The organism is Serratia nematodiphila DZ0503SBS1, from assembly GCF_000738675.1.
Classification (GTDB): domain Bacteria; phylum Pseudomonadota; class Gammaproteobacteria; order Enterobacterales; family Enterobacteriaceae; genus Serratia; species Serratia nematodiphila.
Genome location: NZ_JPUX01000001.1, coordinates 2,678,369 through 2,695,117, shown reverse-complemented (window position 1 = coordinate 2,695,117; position 16,749 = coordinate 2,678,369). Strand labels below are relative to the sequence as shown.

16 protein-coding genes are annotated in these 16,749 nt (G+C 59.8%); 7 read left to right on the top strand and 9 right to left on the bottom strand.

Annotation, left to right across the window (positions count from 1 at the left end; genetic code table 11):
- Window positions 1-25: 25 nt before the first annotated feature.
- The 3 genes from JL05_RS12450 to JL05_RS12440 all read right to left on the bottom strand — a co-directional run bounded on the left by JL05_RS12450 (window position 26) and on the right by JL05_RS12440 (window position 3,385).
- Window positions 26-943, bottom strand: a complete 918-nt coding sequence (locus tag JL05_RS12450) for an ABC transporter substrate-binding protein (protein WP_015378502.1) — start codon at window positions 941-943, stop codon at window positions 26-28.
- A 136-nt stretch (window positions 944-1,079) separates the two neighbouring features.
- Window positions 1,080-2,147 (bottom strand): zinc-binding dehydrogenase, encoded by a 1,068-nt coding sequence (locus JL05_RS12445; RefSeq protein ID WP_033632578.1) that lies wholly within the window; start codon window positions 2,145-2,147, stop codon window positions 1,080-1,082.
- 284 nt (window positions 2,148-2,431) lie between these two features.
- Window positions 2,432-3,385 carry a LysR family transcriptional regulator gene (locus JL05_RS12440; protein WP_033632577.1) on the bottom strand — a complete coding sequence of 318 codons (954 nt, stop codon included), beginning with the start codon at window positions 3,383-3,385 and terminating at the stop codon, window positions 2,432-2,434.
- A gap of 138 nt (window positions 3,386-3,523) precedes the next feature.
- On the opposite strand from JL05_RS12440, the gene JL05_RS12435 reads away from it, so the two are divergent.
- The gene (locus JL05_RS12435) at window positions 3,524-4,705 is read left to right on the top strand and encodes a M20 aminoacylase family protein (protein ID WP_033632576.1); all 1,182 of its coding nucleotides are present in this window, start codon (window positions 3,524-3,526) and stop codon (window positions 4,703-4,705) included.
- A 22-nt stretch (window positions 4,706-4,727) separates the two neighbouring features.
- Complete coding sequence (locus tag JL05_RS12430) at window positions 4,728-5,516, top strand: ABC transporter substrate-binding protein (protein WP_015378505.1); 789 nt, start codon at window positions 4,728-4,730, stop codon at window positions 5,514-5,516.
- A gap of 161 nt (window positions 5,517-5,677) precedes the next feature.
- Here JL05_RS12430 and tmaR read toward each other — a convergent pair whose 3' ends face one another.
- The 3 genes from tmaR to JL05_RS12415 form a co-directional block, all read right to left on the bottom strand.
- Window positions 5,678-5,995 (bottom strand): PTS system regulator TmaR, encoded by a 318-nt coding sequence (gene tmaR / locus JL05_RS12425; protein WP_004935612.1) that lies wholly within the window; start codon window positions 5,993-5,995, stop codon window positions 5,678-5,680.
- Between the two features lie 160 nt (window positions 5,996-6,155).
- Window positions 6,156-7,223: an FUSC family protein gene (locus JL05_RS12420; RefSeq protein ID WP_033632575.1), complete on the bottom strand. Its 1,068-nt coding sequence runs from the start codon at window positions 7,221-7,223 to the stop codon at window positions 6,156-6,158.
- A gap of 94 nt (window positions 7,224-7,317) precedes the next feature.
- A complete protein-coding gene (locus tag JL05_RS12415) occupies window positions 7,318-8,085 on the bottom strand; it encodes an N-acetylmuramoyl-L-alanine amidase (protein WP_021505907.1) in 768 nt (255 codons plus the stop codon).
- Between the two features lie 176 nt (window positions 8,086-8,261).
- Between JL05_RS12415 and JL05_RS12410 the strand changes: the two genes are divergently transcribed.
- Window positions 8,262-9,008, top strand: a complete 747-nt coding sequence (locus JL05_RS12410; RefSeq protein ID WP_004935623.1) for a S24 family peptidase — start codon at window positions 8,262-8,264, stop codon at window positions 9,006-9,008.
- 36 nt (window positions 9,009-9,044) lie between these two features.
- On the opposite strand, the gene JL05_RS12405 is transcribed toward JL05_RS12410, so the two are convergent.
- The gene (locus JL05_RS12405) at window positions 9,045-10,154 is read right to left on the bottom strand and encodes an SDR family oxidoreductase (RefSeq protein WP_031300714.1); all 1,110 of its coding nucleotides are present in this window, start codon (window positions 10,152-10,154) and stop codon (window positions 9,045-9,047) included.
- Window positions 10,155-10,412: 258 nt separating this feature from the next.
- On the opposite strand from JL05_RS12405, the gene JL05_RS12400 reads away from it, so the two are divergent.
- The 3 genes from JL05_RS12400 to sbcB all read left to right on the top strand — a co-directional run bounded on the left by JL05_RS12400 (window position 10,413) and on the right by sbcB (window position 12,380).
- On the top strand, window positions 10,413-10,619 hold the full coding sequence (locus tag JL05_RS12400; RefSeq protein ID WP_033632574.1) for a hypothetical protein: 207 nt from the start codon (window positions 10,413-10,415) through the stop codon (window positions 10,617-10,619).
- Window positions 10,620-10,673: 54 nt separating this feature from the next.
- Window positions 10,674-10,862, top strand: a complete 189-nt coding sequence (locus JL05_RS12395) for a DNA polymerase III subunit theta (protein ID WP_004935635.1) — start codon at window positions 10,674-10,676, stop codon at window positions 10,860-10,862.
- 90 nt (window positions 10,863-10,952) lie between these two features.
- Window positions 10,953-12,380, top strand: a complete 1,428-nt coding sequence (gene sbcB, locus JL05_RS12390) for an exodeoxyribonuclease I (protein ID WP_033632573.1) — start codon at window positions 10,953-10,955, stop codon at window positions 12,378-12,380.
- Between the two features lie 71 nt (window positions 12,381-12,451).
- Here sbcB and JL05_RS12385 read toward each other — a convergent pair whose 3' ends face one another.
- On the bottom strand, window positions 12,452-13,819 hold the full coding sequence (locus JL05_RS12385) for an APC family permease (protein WP_004935642.1): 1,368 nt from the start codon (window positions 13,817-13,819) through the stop codon (window positions 12,452-12,454).
- Between the two features lie 535 nt (window positions 13,820-14,354).
- Window positions 14,355-15,773: a glutamine synthetase family protein gene (locus JL05_RS12380; protein ID WP_031300715.1), complete on the bottom strand. Its 1,419-nt coding sequence runs from the start codon at window positions 15,771-15,773 to the stop codon at window positions 14,355-14,357.
- 395 nt (window positions 15,774-16,168) lie between these two features.
- Here JL05_RS12380 and puuR point away from each other — a divergent pair, with 395 nt between their 5' ends.
- Window positions 16,169-16,726, top strand: a complete 558-nt coding sequence (gene puuR / locus JL05_RS12375) for an HTH-type transcriptional regulator PuuR (protein ID WP_004935648.1) — start codon at window positions 16,169-16,171, stop codon at window positions 16,724-16,726.
- Window positions 16,727-16,749 lie beyond the last annotated feature (23 nt).

Below are 16,749 nucleotides of genomic sequence, written 5' to 3'. Positions count from 1 at the left end.
CCGCAGCGGGGCGAACCTGCCGCTGTTACCAGCTAAAGCCGGCCGCATTGCTGCGGTCGATCAGCTTCACTTTGACCGGCACGGTTTTCGGCACCGTGGCGCCCCAGTAGCGGGCCAGCGCAATGCCGAGCGCGATGCGCAGCTGGTCGCGCGGGAACTGCGCCGAAGTGGCGATAAACGGCGAATTCGGCTTGAGGATCTCTTTGATGGCTTCCGGCTGGCCGTCGACGCTCACCAGCTTGACCTTGGCGCCGTTGCTTTCTATCGCCGCCAGGGCGCCGAGCGCGCCGACGTCGTTGACGCTGAAGATGCCCGCCAGATCCGGTGCCGACTGCAGCATGTTTTCGGTGACGGTCAGCGCGGTGTCGCGCTCCTGCTTGCCGTTTTGCTTGGTGACGATCTTGATGTCGGGGTATTTCTTCATCGCCGCCTCAAAGCCGCGCACGCGCTCCAGGATCGGCACCACCGGGATGCCGTCGAGGATCGCCACCTTGCCTTTGCCGCCCAGCGCTTTCGCCAGGTATTCGCCCGCCTGGAAGCCGGCGTCGTAGTTTTCCGAGCCGACGAACGAGTCCAGCGGCCCTTCGGCCTGCGCGTCGATCGCCACCACCACCGCGCCGGCCTTATGGGCGGAGATCACCGCCGACTGCACCCCCACCGAATCGGTTGGGTTGATCAGCAGGATATCCACCTTCTTCTGCAGCATGTCCTCCACGTCGCCGATCTGCTTGGCGACGTCATGGCGCGCATCGGCCACGTACACCTTGGCGCCGATATCCGCAGCCGCCTGATCCAGCGCCTGCTTCATGGTGACGAAGTAGTCGTTGTTCATTTCCTGGAACGACATACCGATAGTGATTTGCTTGGCCAGCGCCCCATGGCTGGCCGCCAACATTCCACCGGCGACGATAAAAGGCAGGGTCTTTTTGAATAATGAAAACATAGCCAATTCTCCTGTAGGGAAGCTTCTTGTTGTGGTTATCAGAGCAACAGCATGTCTTTACGTTTGGCCGACCGGCCGGCCCCTCCATTGCGGACGGGCCGACGATCGTGACTGCAACAGCGGTACGGCGGGAGGGTCAGGGAACCAGGATCACCTTGATGGAGTCGGTCGAGTCCGCCAGGGCGAAGGCTTCGTCCCAGTCGTTCAATGAATAGCTGTGGGTCACCACGCCGCTTGAGGTCACCAGCCCGCGCTCGAACAGATCGATGGCGATCTCATAGCTGTAGGGCGCCAGGTGCGCGCCGCGAATGTCCAGTTCCTTGCGATCGCCGATGATCGACCAGTCGACGGTGGTTTCCTTGCCGAACACGCTGAACTCCACGAAGCGGCCCAGCTTGCGGATCATCTGCAGCCCCTGAGTGACGCCGATCGGCGCGCCGGTGGCCTCGATATAGACGTCGCAGCCGTAGCCGCCGGTCAGCGATTTGACGATCTGGTCGGCGTCTTCCTTCAGCGGGTTGATCACCACGTCGGCGCCAAATTCCTTCGCCAGCGCCAGCCGCTCGTCGATGGCGTCGATCACGATCAGTTTCTTCGGCGTTTTCAGCCGCGCCACCTGCACCATGCACAGCCCGAGCGGCCCGGCGCCGGCCAGCACCACCACGTCGTCCAGCTGAATGTCGCCGCGCGCCACGGTGTGAATGGCGCAGGCCATCGGCTCGATCAATACCGCGTCTTCATGGCTCAGGCTTTCCGGGATCTTGTGCACGATGGCGTTCTCGGAAAAGCGCATGTATTCCGCCATGCCGCCCTCCGCCACGTCTTTCTGGAAGCCGTAAATGTTATGCGTCTCACACATCCAGTAACTGCCGGATTTGCAGTAACGGCACTCCCAGCACGGCACGATCTGCTCGGCGATCACCCGCTCACCGATCCGGTATTTGCCTTCCGCGCCCTCGCCCAGCGCGGCGATGCGGCCGTAGAACTCGTGCCCCGGCACCACCGGCGGTTTGACCCACGGGGTCTCCCCCCAAAACATCTGCGCGCCGTTCTTGCACTTGCAGTCGCCGGCGCAGATGCCGCAGCCTTCCACCTTGATCACCAGCTCGCGCGCCTTCGGCAGCGGCGTGGGCACCTGTTCGAAACGGTAGTCCTGCGGGCCGTGGCAAACGACCGCGCGCATTTTTTCCGGCAACTGGCTCATCTATCCCTCCAATATTCTCGTTAAACGCTTGAAAATTATAAATGTTGACGTTGTCATTTTTATCAAACAAAAAACAAACTGAGTTATAAAATTATAAATTTCAACAAATTAACCATTACACATCCCGATAACTAAAAATGACAACGTGAACATAGAGCGACATATAACCAAAGCTGCAAAAATAATTATTTGAGCAAAATCACAGTTCGTTAACATTGCGGCTAAAAATGCTACAAATGCGGATCGCGATCCCATTTACGGGATCGGCGATCCGGGCAGATCCGCTAAATCAGCAGGCGCACGCGATCGTAGATCTGGCGATCCTCCGGCCGCGACGATCGCACCTGCTGGCGCAGGGTGCGCACCAGCGTGTCGATAAACGCGTGGGCGGCGGCGCTCAGAATGCTGTTGCGCCGGGTGACGATATTCAACTGCGCCGGTTGGCAGCTCTCGCGCAGCGCCAGCGGCTGCAGGCGAGAGGCGAACTGCGGCAGCGCGACGATCGGCCGCGGGCACCAGGTGCACATCTCGGCGGATTCCACCAGCGCCTGCAGCATGCCGAACGAATGCGCCTGGATAATGCGCTGGCGCGGCAGGCGCGCGCCGTGGCGGTGGAACACCTCATCGAGCAGCGCATCGAAACTTTCCTGGGTATAGCTCATCACCCAATCCTGCTCCAGCAGCTGATGCAGCGAGGTGCTGTGCGCCAGCGGATGGCCGCGCCGCACCATGTACGCCGTTTCATACTCCAGCAGCGGCTCGCAGTGGAACTCCTGCGGCGCCGACGACGCCGGCAGCGGCGTGATGGCGAAATCCATCGTGCCCTCGCGCAGCTGCGACTGGGCGTTGGCCATCAGGCTTTCCGACAGTTCCAGCCGCACCGCCGGCACCTTGCTGCGAAACGCCATCACCGCCGGCGGCAGCACCGTCAGCATCAGCCAGGGAGTGATCGCCGCCTTGACCAGATCCGCCGCACTCCCGCGCAGCGCCGCCATTTCGCCCTGCGCCTGCTCCAACTGGTTCAGCACCAGCCGGGCGTGCGCCAGCAGGGTTTTGCCGTAGGGGGTAAAACCCAGCCCGGTCGGCGTGCGGATCAGCAGCGGCAGCGCCTGTTCTTGCTCCAGTTCGCGCAGTGCGCGGGTCACCGCCGCCTGCGACAGCCCCAGATGCCGCGCCGCCGCGCGAATGCTGCCGCTGTCGGCGCTGGCCACCAGCGCCTGCAGTTGGTGCAGTTTCATGCTCACCTCCTGACAATCATAGGTTGTCAGCATAACCGAACGGCGGCTACCCGGCAAAAACGGAGTTTGCTAGTCTCGATACCAACCTCTCTGCCCCGTTCCGTACCCGTTAGCCGGGGCCCTTTGCCGGAGATCGTGATGATGCATTCACTGGTACTGCCTGATATCGCCGCCGTTCATGATGAGATGGTCGCGCTTCGCCGCCACATTCACGCCCACCCGGAGCTGGGCTTCCAGGAGTTTGCGACGTCGGATCTGGTGGCGCAGCGGCTGGAGGAATGGGGTTACCGCGTCACGCGTGGCGTAGGACAAACCGGCGTTGTCGCCACATTGCAGCGCGGGCCGGGAAAATCGCTCGGCATCCGCGCCGACATGGACGCCCTGCCGATTGCCGAAACCACCAAACTGCCTTACGCCAGCACCCATTCCGGGGTGATGCATGCCTGCGGCCACGACGGGCACACCGCCATGCTGCTGGCGGCGGCCCGCTATCTGGCGCGGCAGCCGAACTTTTTCGGCACGCTGCATCTGATCTTTCAGCCGGCGGAAGAAGGCGGCGGCGGCGCCAAAGTGATGATTGAAGACGGCCTGTTTGAGCGCTTCCCCTGCGACGCGGTGTTCGCCATGCACAACGTGCCCGGCTTACCCACCGGCCACCTGGGCTTCGCCTGCGGCCCCTTCATGTGCTCGGCCGATACGGTGCACATCACCCTGCACGGCCACGGCGGCCACGGCGCGGTGCCGCAGAGCACCGTCGATCCGGTGGTGGCCTGCGCGGCCATCGTCATGAGCCTGCAAACCATCGTGGCGCGCAATATCGATCCGCAGGAAACGGCGATCGTCACCGTGGGGGCGATGCAGGCCGGCCAGGCCGCCAACGTGATCCCGGCGACCGCCACCCTGACGCTCAGCGTGCGCGCGCTGACGGCGGCGGTGCGTGCGCGGCTGGAACAGCGCATCACCGAGCTGGTCACGGCGCAGGCCGCCAGCTTCGGCGCCCGCGCGGAGATCGACTATCAGCACGGCTACCCGGTGCTGGTGAACCACCCGGCAGAAACCGAGCTGGCGCGCGCGGTGGCGCTGGAATGGGCCGGAGAGAGCCGGGTGATCCCCACGCTGCGGCCATTCACCGCCAGCGAAGATTTCGCCTTTATGCTGGAGAAGTGCCCAGGCAGCTACATCTCTATCGGCAACGGCCCCGCCACGCCGGGCAATTCTCTGCACAACCCCGGTTATGACTTCAACGACGACAGTCTGTCGTTGGGCGCCACTTACTGGGTCAAATTGGTCGAGCGCTTTTTGGCTCGCCCCGCGGTTTAATCGCCAACACAGAGGAAATGACATGAAAATCATCAAAGGGCTGTTGTTGTTGTTGCCGCTGGCCGCGAGCTTTCCCGCGCTGAGCGGTGAATTCAGCGGCAAAGTGATCAAGCTGGGCATCGATCCCACCTTTCCGCCGCTGGAGTATAAAAATCCGCAGGGCAAGCTGACCGGCTTCGGCGTCGATATCGCCCAGGCGCTGTGCGACCAGATGCAGGCCAAATGCGTGTGGGTGGAAAGCAGCTGGGACGGCATGATCCCCGGCCTGCAGGCGAAGAAGTTCGACGCCATCGCCTCGTCGATGACCATTACGCCACAGCGCCGGCAGCAGATCGCTTTCTCCAGCAAAGTCTCCAACGCCCCGGCGCGGCTGGTGGCGCATAAAGGCAGCAATCTGCAGCCTACCGCCGCCTCGCTGAAAGGCAAATCGGTCGGCGTGCAGCAAGGTTCCAGCCAGGAGGCCTACGCCAACGCGCTGTGGCGGCCGGCCGGCGTCAACGTGGTGGCTTACCAAAGCCAGCAGGAGGTGAACGAAGATCTGGCCAACGGCCGCCTGGATGCGTCGCTGCTGGCCAGCGTCAGCGCCAGCGAATTCTTCAAAACGCCCGGCGGCAAAGACTTTGCCTTTATCGGCGCCGAATTGAGCGACAGCAAGTACTTCGGCGTCGGCGACGGCATCGGGGTACGCAAAGAGGATACCGCGCTGCTTAACGCCTTCAACGCCGCGCTGCAGGCGATCCGCGCCAACGGCACTTACAAGAAAATCAATGACAAGTATTTCGACTTCGACATGTACGGCGCGGAGCAGTAACACGCGTTCCCCGGCGGTCACCTGCAGATCCTGCAGGATGGGGAGGCGCCTTCGGCCGCCGGGGAACGCCCCAACGGAAACGGCAATGTCGGCAAGAACGGAAAATCAGGCGGGATGATAAGGATGCGGGCCAGGCAGGACGCCCGGCCCGCTAAAGCGGGTTACTTCACTTCGCCCATCGCCTTCAGCTTTTTGGACAGCTCGCGGCGTTCTTTGGACAGATCGGCATTTTTGATGATGTAGTCATCAACGCGATCTTCGTAGTCGCTGCGCATGTTGGCAATGATGCCCTGAATGTCTTCAATGCTCATGCCGGGCTTGATGTACTCACTCAGGTTGTCGAGCAGCAGCACGCGCTTCTGGTTATCACGAATTTTCTTTTCGTTGTCGACGATCTCGCGTTGCAGTTTGTTTTTGCGGCGGAACATACGCACAAACTCCAGCACGTCCTGGAAACTCGGCTTATTTGCATTATCCATCTTTATACCCTTGCTTTAGTAATACACAGATTCATTTGCTTACGGCCACATGGCACCAAGATACAGGTTTGTGGCGGTCCGGCACAACAGTGATTGGCTTATCTTACCCACTTTGCCCCGGCGGCCAAAACCCAAAGCGCCGCCTTCATGATCTGACCCCTTATTCACGCCCGGCGGCGGTGCAGACCTGGAGCAAATCCCCCAGCTCTTCCAGCTGTTGCGCCAGCTCCATGCTGAGCCAGACATAGCCGTAAATCGGCGCTTCGCCGTGCTGGCCAAGGCTGACCTCCTGCATCAGCGTTTTCAGCTCGCCGGCGATCTCCGCCAACTGCCCCGCCGCCGCCTGCCGCTGCGCCTGCGGCCCTTCGCGCATCAGCACCGCCAACGACTCCAGCGAGCTCAGCGTCAGCAGCTGGGTGCTGCGCAGCGTGCGGGCGTTCAACATAATGAAGTGCGTTTCACGCGAGGCCCAGTAGGCGTCGGCCATCAGCTCCAGCGTGCACACCAGATTGCGGCTGAGGGTTTGCACCGCCTCGAACACCGCTTTGGGGATGCGGGTTTCCTTGCTGGCGGGCACGATCAGGCTGCGCAGCTTCACCACCTGATTCAACAGATCCTTGAGCTGCGGCTCCAGCCGCGGCCGCTCAATGACGTTCGGCGAAAAATACGCGCCGTAGAGGCGGGCGGCGGTTTGCAGGCAGTCCGCCATCTGCATGCGCCACAGAATATAGGCGCGCTGCGGGTAGATGCTGGTGAACAGCAGCGCCAGCAGCGAGCCGAAGATCACGTCGCCGCTGCGCCACAGCGCGGTGTGCATGTCACCGGCGCCCGCGCCGCACACCACCGCCAGCGTGATCCCCACCAGCAGCGCCATATACGGCCGTTTGCCGAGCGTCAGGTAACCGCAGACGAACATCACCACGCCGCACCATGCCAGCATCAGCGGCAGCGAATAGAGTTCCAGATACAGGGCGATCAGGCCGGAAGCCGCACCGAACACCGTGCCGGCAATGCGTTGCAGCGCCCGCTGCAGCACGTTGCCCCAAAACGAGATCGGCCCCATCACCACCACCAGGGTGATCAGCGGCCAGGTGCCTTCGGGCACCGCCAGCAGGCGGATCAGCAGAAAGGTCAGGATAAACGCCAGCCCGATGCGCACGCCGTGAACGATGCGATAGTGGCGATAGGTCAGCAGTTCAAGTGAAGAGATTTTTCGATCGAGGCGCACAGTGCCTCCGATAAACACCAGCCATGCCGCTATTTTAGCGGAGGAAGCCCGGCGAGGAAAAGGCGAATGAGGCGTCCCCCATTCACCTTCAGGCTCAGGCGGCGTATTTGTCGACCAGCGCGCGCAGAACGGCGGCGGTTTCAACATCCATCACGCCGTCATACTTCTGCGGACGGAAGTGCAGCTGGAATGCGCGCACCAGCTGGCGGTAGCCTTCTGCGGTGTTCGCCGCCGAGGTGTCGTAGCCGTATTGGGCGAACAGTTTCAGCAGCTCAGCCTGCGCCGGCAGACCCTGGCTGCAGTATTCCTGCTGGCGCTGCTGCTTGGTCGCTTCGTCATACCAGGCGCCGACGCCGGCCTGATACAGCTGCTGCCACGGGAACTGCGGGCCCGGATCGCTCTTGCGGCCCGGCGCGATGTCGGAGTGCGCCACCACGTTCACCGGCGAGATGTCCGGATAGCGCTGCAGGATGTTCTGCGCCAGCTGGGTGACCGCCTCGATCTGCTGCGGATTGAACGGCGGGAAGGTGATGTTTCCACCGTCGCCGCTCGCCAGGTTGACGATCTCGATGCCGATCGAGGTGTCGTTGATATTGCTGCGGGTGCCCCACTGGCTGGTGCCGGCATGCCAGGCGCGCTCGTTCTCGTCCACCAGGTTGAAAATGCGCACGCCGCTGAAGCCGGCGGCCTGATAGGTGGCATCGGTCGGATCCGGCACCAGATAGTGCGCGCTGACCGATTTTCCGGTCAACGACGTCACCGAGTCGGCGAAGTTTTGCGCCGTGTAGTGCAGCACCAGAAAACGCACGCGGTGGCCGAAGCTGGCGACCGATCGGTAGCTATTGTAATCAATCTTGTACATCGTAAAGTCCCTCTCTCGTTTGATTTCACTGAGCGGCCTCTCATCATGACAGGCCGCTCCGCACAGGTGAACCCTTGGCTCACCCTTTTTGTTTTAGCTAATTGCTAAATCATGCGCAAGCGTTTTTTAGCAAAACCGTTATTTACCTTTTTGCTAAAGAGTGCGATCATTGCACGATGGAAACTAAAGAAATCAGGCGCAACAATCTGCGCGAATTGATGGCCCGCTACGCCCGACAAGGCGTCAACCAGAATGAGTTCGCCACGCTGGTTGAGTCTTCCGCGCCGACGCTGAGCCAAATCATCGGGGAGAAATCCTCCCGCAATCTTGGCGACAATCTGGCCAGGCGGATCGAGGCCAGGCTGAATTTGCCCAAGGGCTGGTTCGACGTGTTTCATGAAAAGCAGCTGGTGCGCCCGTTTGACAACGTGGCGGCGGAGTCGGACTTCCAGCCCGCCCGTTTGAAACCGGTGGTATGGGAAGATACCGAACAAGACAAGGAAGAGTTTGTGGAGATCCCGCTGCTGGATATCGATTTTTCCGCCGGCGACGGCTGCTACGAAATCGTCGATCGCGAGGAGTTTTCGCTGATCTTCCGCCGTTACTATCTGCACAAGATGGGGGTGGCGGTCAACGCCGCGCGCATTATCCGCATCTCCGGCTCCAGCATGGAACCGCGTCTGCAGGACGGCGACGTGGTCGGCATCAACACCGACGACACGCGCATCCGCGAGGGCAAGACCTACGCCATCCGCCACGGCAATTTGCTGCGGGTGAAGGTGCTGATCGAACAGCCGGACGGCGGCGTCGTCATCCGCTCCCTCAACCGGGAAGAGTACCAGGACGAGCATCTCAGCTATCAGCAGCGCAAGGAGCAACTGGTGGTGCTCGGCCGCGTCTTCTGGTCGTCTTCGTCCTGGTAACGGACGATAACCTCGGGCGCCCGTTGCGCCCGGCGGTTATTTGAAGTCCACCACCATCTGCTGCTGGATAGACAGCCCGCGCGTCGACTGCACGCAGCCGGCGATGTAGTCGGTGAAACGCGGCGGTTTCGGCATGCCCAGCTTGAGGATCTTCTCGTTGCTGAAACGCACGTTGAGCATGGCGAACGATCCGTACAGGCGCATCGCCTTCAGCATCAGCCGCTCGTTGCACGGGCCGAAAATGTCTTTCAGCTGGCGGCGCATTTTCACCAGCGCGTCATAGGTCACCTGCGCATACTCATCGCCCACCGGCGCTTTTTCCAGGGCCGCCGCCATGGCATTGTCAATTTCGGCAAAGCTGACGCTGCTCTCCTCACCGGCGGAGATGTGATAAACGTCGTTCTCCAGCGTTTCGCTGTTCATCAGCATCACCAGCGCATCCGCGCAATAGTCCGCCGGGATCACGTCGATATTGTCCTGCAGCGAGCACATGAACTTGCGCAGCATCAGCGCCATGCCAAACACCCAGAAAATGCTGCTGGAAGGCTGGCAGCCCAGGCGGGTGTGCCCCACCACGATCGACGGACGAGCGATGGTCAACGGCATTTGCGGGCAGCGCTGGCGCATCAGCTGTTCGATGGTGGATTTGGAACGGGTATATTCCACCAGGTGTTCGGCGTCTTCCTCAAACTCGCCGCTCTCCGCCACCAGCGAACCCGGCTCCGGCGAACAGGACATGGCGGTGCCGACGTGCAGGAAACGTTTTAATCCCGGCACCTGCGCCATTCTTTCGGCAAAGGCCAGAGTGCCTTCTACGTTTACCTTCCAAATGAGCGGGTTATTACCAAATGAAGCAACGGCCGCGCAGTTAATAACGTGCGTAACATTGTTAATACGAGCGTCAGTTAAAAAGTCGGCCGGCTCGGAAAGGTCGCCCAATAATATATTTTCAATCGTAATTTTAGACAGCAGGTTCGCATCGATATTAAACTTTTCCATATTCTCGCGAATACGGGCCAGCCCTTGCTGCGCATCGTCTGCACGCACCAGTAAAAGATAATTAACAGACTGATTTTCAATCAATAACTTTTCGAGAACCGCACCACCAAGAAAGCCGGTAGCGCCGGTCAACAGTAGCGTTTTCATCATTGTCACCCACATTGGCATTGAATGTGGTTGATTGTATCCGCGGATATTTAAACAAATATTAAATAGAATTACGGCGCCCTTAAACACTTTTCTTAATATTATCTTAAGGAATCTTTTGAAACATCCATCATGGGTTTAGTAACAAAAGAACCGCGTAGATTCTATGATTAATCTCCGCCGTTTAAATACTATTGATGTAGTGCCTGATTTAATTTAACGGTCAATGTTATTTCTCTTCTCGTCCGTGGAGGACTTATGACCTATAACCAAAAAATCTGGTTGGGGGTTTTGCTGCTGTGCACCCTGTTTTGGGGGGCAGTGATAAGCGGCGCCTGTTCGCTGTATAATCGGACAGATCGCCTCAATGCGCACCAGGCGCAGAGCGAGTTCGCCGCCCGCCACAGTCTGCCCCCCTGCCCGCAGCAAAGCGTTCAGGCCTCCGCCGCCCCCCGGAATGGGTAGGGACAAGACCGGCTAACGATCCTATTATACCCTAAGATTAACAGGGAGATAACGATGGCTCGAAAGCTGGATAGCTTACCGCAGGCGCAACGCGAGAAAATAGAAACCGATTTGCTGGCCATCAGCGTGATCTACAACGAGCGCTACGGCATCGCCTCGACCCAGACGGAAACGGAACAACAGATCCCCGACCACCTGCTCCCCTACTTTCATCAGCGGTTGGATTACTATCGCCGTGCGTAATTGCGCGCATTTCGCTAACCGCCGCTTGGCATCGCTCCCCACGCCGTTACAATAGGGGCATATTGTATCCGCCACTGAAGAGACGCGATTTTGAGCAGCAAGGCAACGGCCACATTTTATATTCACGATTACGAGACCTTCGGCAAGAGCCCGGCGCTGGACCGCCCGGCGCAGTTCGCCGGCGTGCGCACCGATATGGATTTCAACATTATCGAAGAGCCGCTGGTCATCTACTGCGCCCCGGCCGACGACTACTTGCCGGAACCGGAGGCGGTGATGATCACCGGCATCACGCCGCAGGTGGCGCGCGCCAAAGGCGTTAATGAAGCCGAGTTCACCCGCCAAATCCATCAGGCCTTCAGCGTGGCCGGCACCTGCATTCTCGGTTACAACAACATCCGCTTCGATGACGAAGTGAGCCGCAATATCTTCTATCGCAACTTCTACGATCCCTACGCCTACAGCTGGCAAAACGGCAACTCGCGTTGGGATCTGCTGGATGTGATGCGCGCCTGCTACGCCCTGCGCCCGGACGGCATCGTCTGGCCGGAAAACGAAGACGGTTTCCCCAGCTTCCGCCTCGAACACCTCACGCGCGCCAACGGCGTCGAACACACGCAGGCTCACGATGCGATGTCGGACGTTTACGCCACTATCGCCATGGCCAAGCTGGTCAAGCAGGCGCAGCCGCGGCTGTTCGATTTCCTGCTGCAGCACCGCAACAAGCACAAGCTGAACGCCCTGATCGACGTCGCCGACATGACGCCGCTGGTGCACGTCTCCGGCATGTTCGGCGCGGCGCGCGGCAACACCAGCTGGGTGTCGCCGTTGGCCTGGCACCCGGACAACAAGAACGCGGTGATCATGTGCGATCTGGCCGGCGACATGACGCCGCTGCTGACGCTGAGCGCTGAGCAGCTGCGTGAAAGGCTGTACACCCGCCGCGACGATCTGGCGCCGGATCAGGCGCCGGTGCCGATCAAGCTGGTGCACATCAACAAATGCCCGGTGCTGGCGCCGGCCAAAACCCTGCTGCCGGAGAACGCCGAGCGGCTGGGCATCGATCGTCAGGCGTGCCTGCAAAATCTGCAGCTGCTGAAACAGCACCCGGAAGTGCGCGAGAAAGTGGTGGCGCTGTTCGCCGAAGCCGAGCCGTTCAAAGGTTCCGAGGACGTCGACGCCCGCTTGTACGACGGTTTCTTCAGCGACGCCGACAAGGCGGCGATGAGGATTATCCAGCAGACCAAGCCGCAGAACCTGCCGGCGCTGGATCTGGCCTTCAGCGACGGCCGCATGAAAGAGCTGCTGTTCCGCTTCCGCGCGCGCAACTATCCGAATACGCTGGACGACGCCGAGCAGCGCCGCTGGCTGCAACACCGCCAGGAAGCGCTGAGCGCGGAGCGCGTGCAGAGTTACCTGCTGCAGCTCGAATCACTGTATAACCTGCACGAAGGCGACAAAGAGAAAACCGCCCTGCTGAAAGCGCTGTTCGATTACGGCAAAGAGTTGGTGGGATAAAACCCGCAGCAAGCAGAAAAGGAAAAGGCCGCGAAAGCGGCCTTTTTTGTGGCTGAGGAGACGGCTCGCGCTTAGGCGGCGTCTTCGCTCGCTTGCGGCACCGGCAGACGGAAGCTGCGGGTGACGAAGGCCAGGTAGATCAGGCCGATGGCCGCCCAAACCAGGCCCAGCGTCATCGAGCTGGCTTCCAGGTTGATCCACAGCGCGCCGACGGTCAGTGCGCCCATCACCGGCAGGATCAGGTAGTTGAACGTGTCCTTCACGGTGCGGTTCATCTTGTCGCGAATATAGAACTGCGAGATCACCGACAGGTTGACGAAGGTGAAGGCCACCAGCGCACCGAAGTTGATCAGCGCGGTCGCGGTCACCAGGTCAAACGACACCGCGGACAGCGCGATGGCGCCTACCAGCAGCACGTTCAGCGCCGGGGTACGCCACTTCGGATGCACATAGCCGAAGAAGCGAGTCGGGAACACGCCGTCGCGGCCCATAACGTACATCAGACGCGAAACGCCCGCGTGCGCCGCCATGCCTGACGCCAATACCGTCACGCAGGAGAACACCAGGATCACCGACTGGAAGAACTTGCCCGCCACGTACAGCATGATTTCAGGCTGCGACGCGTCAGGATCCTTGAAGCGCGAGATGTCCGGGAAATACAGCTGCACGAAGTAAGACACCACGATAAAGATGATGCCGCCGATCAACGCCGTCAGGAAGATGGCTTTCGGGATCACTTTCTCTGCGTCTTTGGTTTCTTCGGACAGTGAGCTGATGCCGTCGAAGCCCAGGAACGAGAAGCACAGGATGGTCGCGCCGGTAATCATCGGCACCACGTGAGCGTTATCAGACCAGAACGGGCGGCTGCTGACCAGCGTACCGGCGCCTTCGCCGTGGTAAACGCCGTTGATCACCAGACCCAGGAACACGATCATGATCGCCACCTGCACCACCACGATGATGGAGTTCAGGTTGGCCACCAGCTTGATGCCGCGCAGGTTGAAAATCGTCATCAACCCGACCAGCACCGCCACGAAGATCCAGGACGGGACGCCCGGGAAGATCGCTTCCAGGTAAATCTTGGCCAGCAAAATGTTGATCATCGGCATGAACAGGTAGTCCAGCAGCGATGACCAGCCCACCATAAAGCCGACGTGCGGGCTGATGGCTTTCTGGGCGTAAGTGTAGGCGGAACCGGCGGAAGGGAACTTCTTCACCAGCTTGCCGTAGCTCAGGGCGGTAAACAGGATCGCCAGCAGAGCGAAGGCGTACGCGGTCGCGACGTGACCATCGGTCAGGCCGGATACGATGCCGAAGGTATCGAAGATGGTCATTGGCTGCAGATAAGCCAGACCCATCATCACTACCGGAACTAATGTCAGGGTTTTACGCAGCTGAGTGCGCTGAGCCGGAGCGGCGTTAAGGGTGTTATCGGACATTGTTCAGCCCCCCCTTACCTTGAGCCTTGCGGATGGCGGACACGCCAAGACTTAAGGTTGCGGGGAAACTTCGCAACGAGCGACTTAATTCTAAAAGAAGGGGATTGTAAGCTGGATAACGGGTCGAGGTAACCTCGGCTGCTCCATAGTCGCTGCGGCCACAGCGGAAACCGGCGGGCACCGGCGCTAAAGTGAAAAATTGCCCCATCTTTCTAATCCTCATGAGTCACGACCATAAAGTTTTGTTTGATCGTGCACGAAACTATTTATCTATCCGGATCGGTGTCCGGCCTCGCTTGGTGTATGAAACGCTACGTTGGTAAAACTTAATGCAAAAAAAATAACCGACGCTTTCAAAACGTCGGCTATCTGCATTTGAGATATTTTGCACCAGAATGCCTCCGGATGACAAGATCCGGAAGCCCTCAAATACAAATTCTTTTTGTCGATCGAACGGAAAACCAGCCCGGCAGGCGAATTAATCCGCTACCAGCAGGCCGGTCGCCCGCACATACTTCTTACTTTATACGCCCATTCAGGCATTTTTCAACATCCAGTCGATCTCGGTTTCCGTCACCCGCCGTTCAAACTGCAGCAATTCGTCCGTCTTGCAGGCGTGATAAACCTGGGTGAAACGCTCGCCCAGATAGTGGGTCAACGCATGCTGATGTTCAAACTCGTACAGCGCATCGCTCTGGCGGATCGGCAGCGGCAGCCCCTCCTGCTCCAGCCCGTTGCCGGTCACAGGCTCAGGCAACGGCAGCGCGTTGTCCAGCCCGTACAACATGCCGGCCAGGATCGCCGCCATCACCAGATAGGGGTTGGCGTCGGCGCCGGCCACTCGGTACTCCACCCGATGATTCTCCGGTTCGCCGCAGGGAATGCGCAGCGCCACGGTGCGATTGTTGTGGCCCCAGGCGGCCTGGATCGGCACATACATCCCCGGCTGGAAACGCCGATAGGCATTGACGTTCGGCGCCAGCAGCGCCATCGATGCCGGCATCAGGGTGATCATCCCGGCCAGCGCCTGTTTCAGCAACGGTGAATCCTCACCTTCGCCGTCGGCGAACAGGTTGTTGCCCGCCCCGTCCTGCATGCTGACATGCACGTGCATGCCGCTGCCGGCGTAATCCTCATAGGGTTTGGCCATAAAGGTGGCGTGCATACCGTGGTTCTCGGCCACCAGCCGCACCAGCCGCTTGAGCGCCAGCGCGTGGTCGCAGGCCAGCAAGATGTCGTCGGAATGGCGCAGGTTGACCTCGAACTGCCCCGGCGACGCCTCCGCCACCGCGCCGTCCGCCGGCAGCCCCTGCAGCTTCGCCAACGCGTCGATATCGTTCAGCACCTCGGCGAAATGGTTCAGGTTATCGACGGAGTACACCTGGCTTTGGGTGTTGCGCTCCTGCGTGCCGGGCGCACACGGCGGCTGCAAATCGCCTTCTGCGTCGCGCTGCCTGTCGATGAGATAAAACTCCAGCTCTACCGCTGCCACCGGGAACAAGCCGCGCTGTCGCAGCGCCTGCCACACGCGGTTCAGCACATTACGGGGTTCAACGTCAAAGGGAGTGCCATCTTCATCCAGCATGGTCAGCAACACCTGGCCAATATGCTCCGGATCGGCGGCCGACGGCGTCAGCGAACCGGGCACCGGCAGGCAAATGCGATCCGGCTCGCCGAGCTCCTGCCCAAGGCCGGTCTCCTCCACCACGTTACCGAGGATGTCCATGGCGAACACCGACGCGGGGAAGTAGCTGCCTTTTTCCAGTTTTTTCAACCCTGAGACGGGTATACGTTTGCCGCGGAAGGAACCATTGAGATCGGTAAGAAGGATATCGACATACTGCGTGGCGGGATGGCGTTCCAAATAATGAGCAACCTCATTTTGGAACGCGCTACTTCGCCTCTCTTCATGATGCTGTGCAAAATGTTCAACTGCTGCGCTATTGGTTTGCATACGTCACCCGCCATTATGCTCTTAAGGCGCGTTAGCGCCCGTCCGCCGTTCGATTCAACACATGATTGGATTTCTCGCCAGGTCGCGCCGCTGCCGGGCGCTCAAAATAACATCCACAATATGAAACATAGTATTAACAGAATGGGTTTGCAAATGTTACAATCCTGTTTGATTATTCACCACCGGCTGCTAAATTGATAAAATATTGACCGAAAAGGCCTTGCTGTCATTTTTACGTCAACTATTTCGTCCAACGCACCGAGAGTGAACATGGGCAATATATTTTCCAAACCTGCCCTAACTATCGATATCATGCAGCATCGTTATCGCCCAGACAGGCGCCCGATAACGATATTCATGTCTGCCTGTCGCCCCTACCAGAAGGAAGTACCGCTATGAGCGAAGCCAGCTTGGCACCGGGCAAACGCCTGTCACAGATCCGTCAGCAATTGGGTTTGTCGCAGCGCCGGGTCGCCGAACTGTCCGGGTTAACCCACAGTGCGATCAGCACCATCGAACAGGACAAGGTCAGCCCGGCCATCAGCACGCTGCAAAAGCTGCTGAAGGTGTATGGCCTGTCGCTGTCTGAATTCTTTGCCGAACCGGAGGCCGTCGACGAACCGCGCGTGGTGATCGACGCCGAGGATCTGATTGAGATCGGCAGCCAGGGGGTGTCGATGAAGCTGGTGCACAACGGCAGCCCGACGCGCAACCTGGCGATGATGCTGGAAACCTACCAGCCCGGCACCACCACCGGCGAAAAGATCAAGCATCAGGGCGAAGAGATCGGCACCCTGCTGGAGGGCGAGATCGTGCTGACCATCAACGGCCAGAGCTATTGCCTGAGCGCCGGTCAGAGTTACGCCATCAACACCGGCATTCCGCACAGCTTCAGCAATACGTCGGCTCGCGTTTGCCGCATCGTCAGCGCACACACCCCTACCACCTTCTGACCGCTTCTCGCACCGGCGCAGCC

Excerpts from the sequence above, each read along its gene's own strand:
- JL05_RS12450 (WP_015378502.1), bottom strand. The coding sequence starts at position 943 with ATGTTTTCATTATTCAAAAAGACCCTGCCTTTTATCGTCGCCGGTGGA.
- JL05_RS12445 (WP_033632578.1), bottom strand. The coding sequence starts at position 2,147 with ATGAGCCAGTTGCCGGAAAAAATGCGCGCGGTCGTTTGCCACGGCCCG.
- JL05_RS12440 (WP_033632577.1), bottom strand. The coding sequence starts at position 3,385 with ATGAAACTGCACCAACTGCAGGCGCTGGTGGCCAGCGCCGACAGCGGC.
- JL05_RS12435 (WP_033632576.1), top strand. The coding sequence starts at position 3,524 with ATGATGCATTCACTGGTACTGCCTGATATCGCCGCCGTTCATGATGAG.
- JL05_RS12430 (WP_015378505.1), top strand. The coding sequence starts at position 4,728 with ATGAAAATCATCAAAGGGCTGTTGTTGTTGTTGCCGCTGGCCGCGAGC.
- tmaR (WP_004935612.1), bottom strand. The coding sequence starts at position 5,995 with ATGGATAATGCAAATAAGCCGAGTTTCCAGGACGTGCTGGAGTTTGTG.
- JL05_RS12415 (WP_021505907.1), bottom strand. The coding sequence starts at position 8,085 with ATGTACAAGATTGATTACAATAGCTACCGATCGGTCGCCAGCTTCGGC.
- JL05_RS12410 (WP_004935623.1), top strand. The coding sequence starts at position 8,262 with ATGGAAACTAAAGAAATCAGGCGCAACAATCTGCGCGAATTGATGGCC.
- JL05_RS12405 (WP_031300714.1), bottom strand. The coding sequence starts at position 10,154 with ATGAAAACGCTACTGTTGACCGGCGCTACCGGCTTTCTTGGTGGTGCG.
- JL05_RS12400 (WP_033632574.1), top strand. The coding sequence starts at position 10,413 with ATGACCTATAACCAAAAAATCTGGTTGGGGGTTTTGCTGCTGTGCACC.
- JL05_RS12395 (WP_004935635.1), top strand. The coding sequence starts at position 10,674 with ATGGCTCGAAAGCTGGATAGCTTACCGCAGGCGCAACGCGAGAAAATA.
- JL05_RS12385 (WP_004935642.1), bottom strand. The coding sequence starts at position 13,819 with ATGTCCGATAACACCCTTAACGCCGCTCCGGCTCAGCGCACTCAGCTG.
- JL05_RS12380 (WP_031300715.1), bottom strand. The coding sequence starts at position 15,773 with ATGCAAACCAATAGCGCAGCAGTTGAACATTTTGCACAGCATCATGAA.
- puuR (WP_004935648.1), top strand. The coding sequence starts at position 16,169 with ATGAGCGAAGCCAGCTTGGCACCGGGCAAACGCCTGTCACAGATCCGT.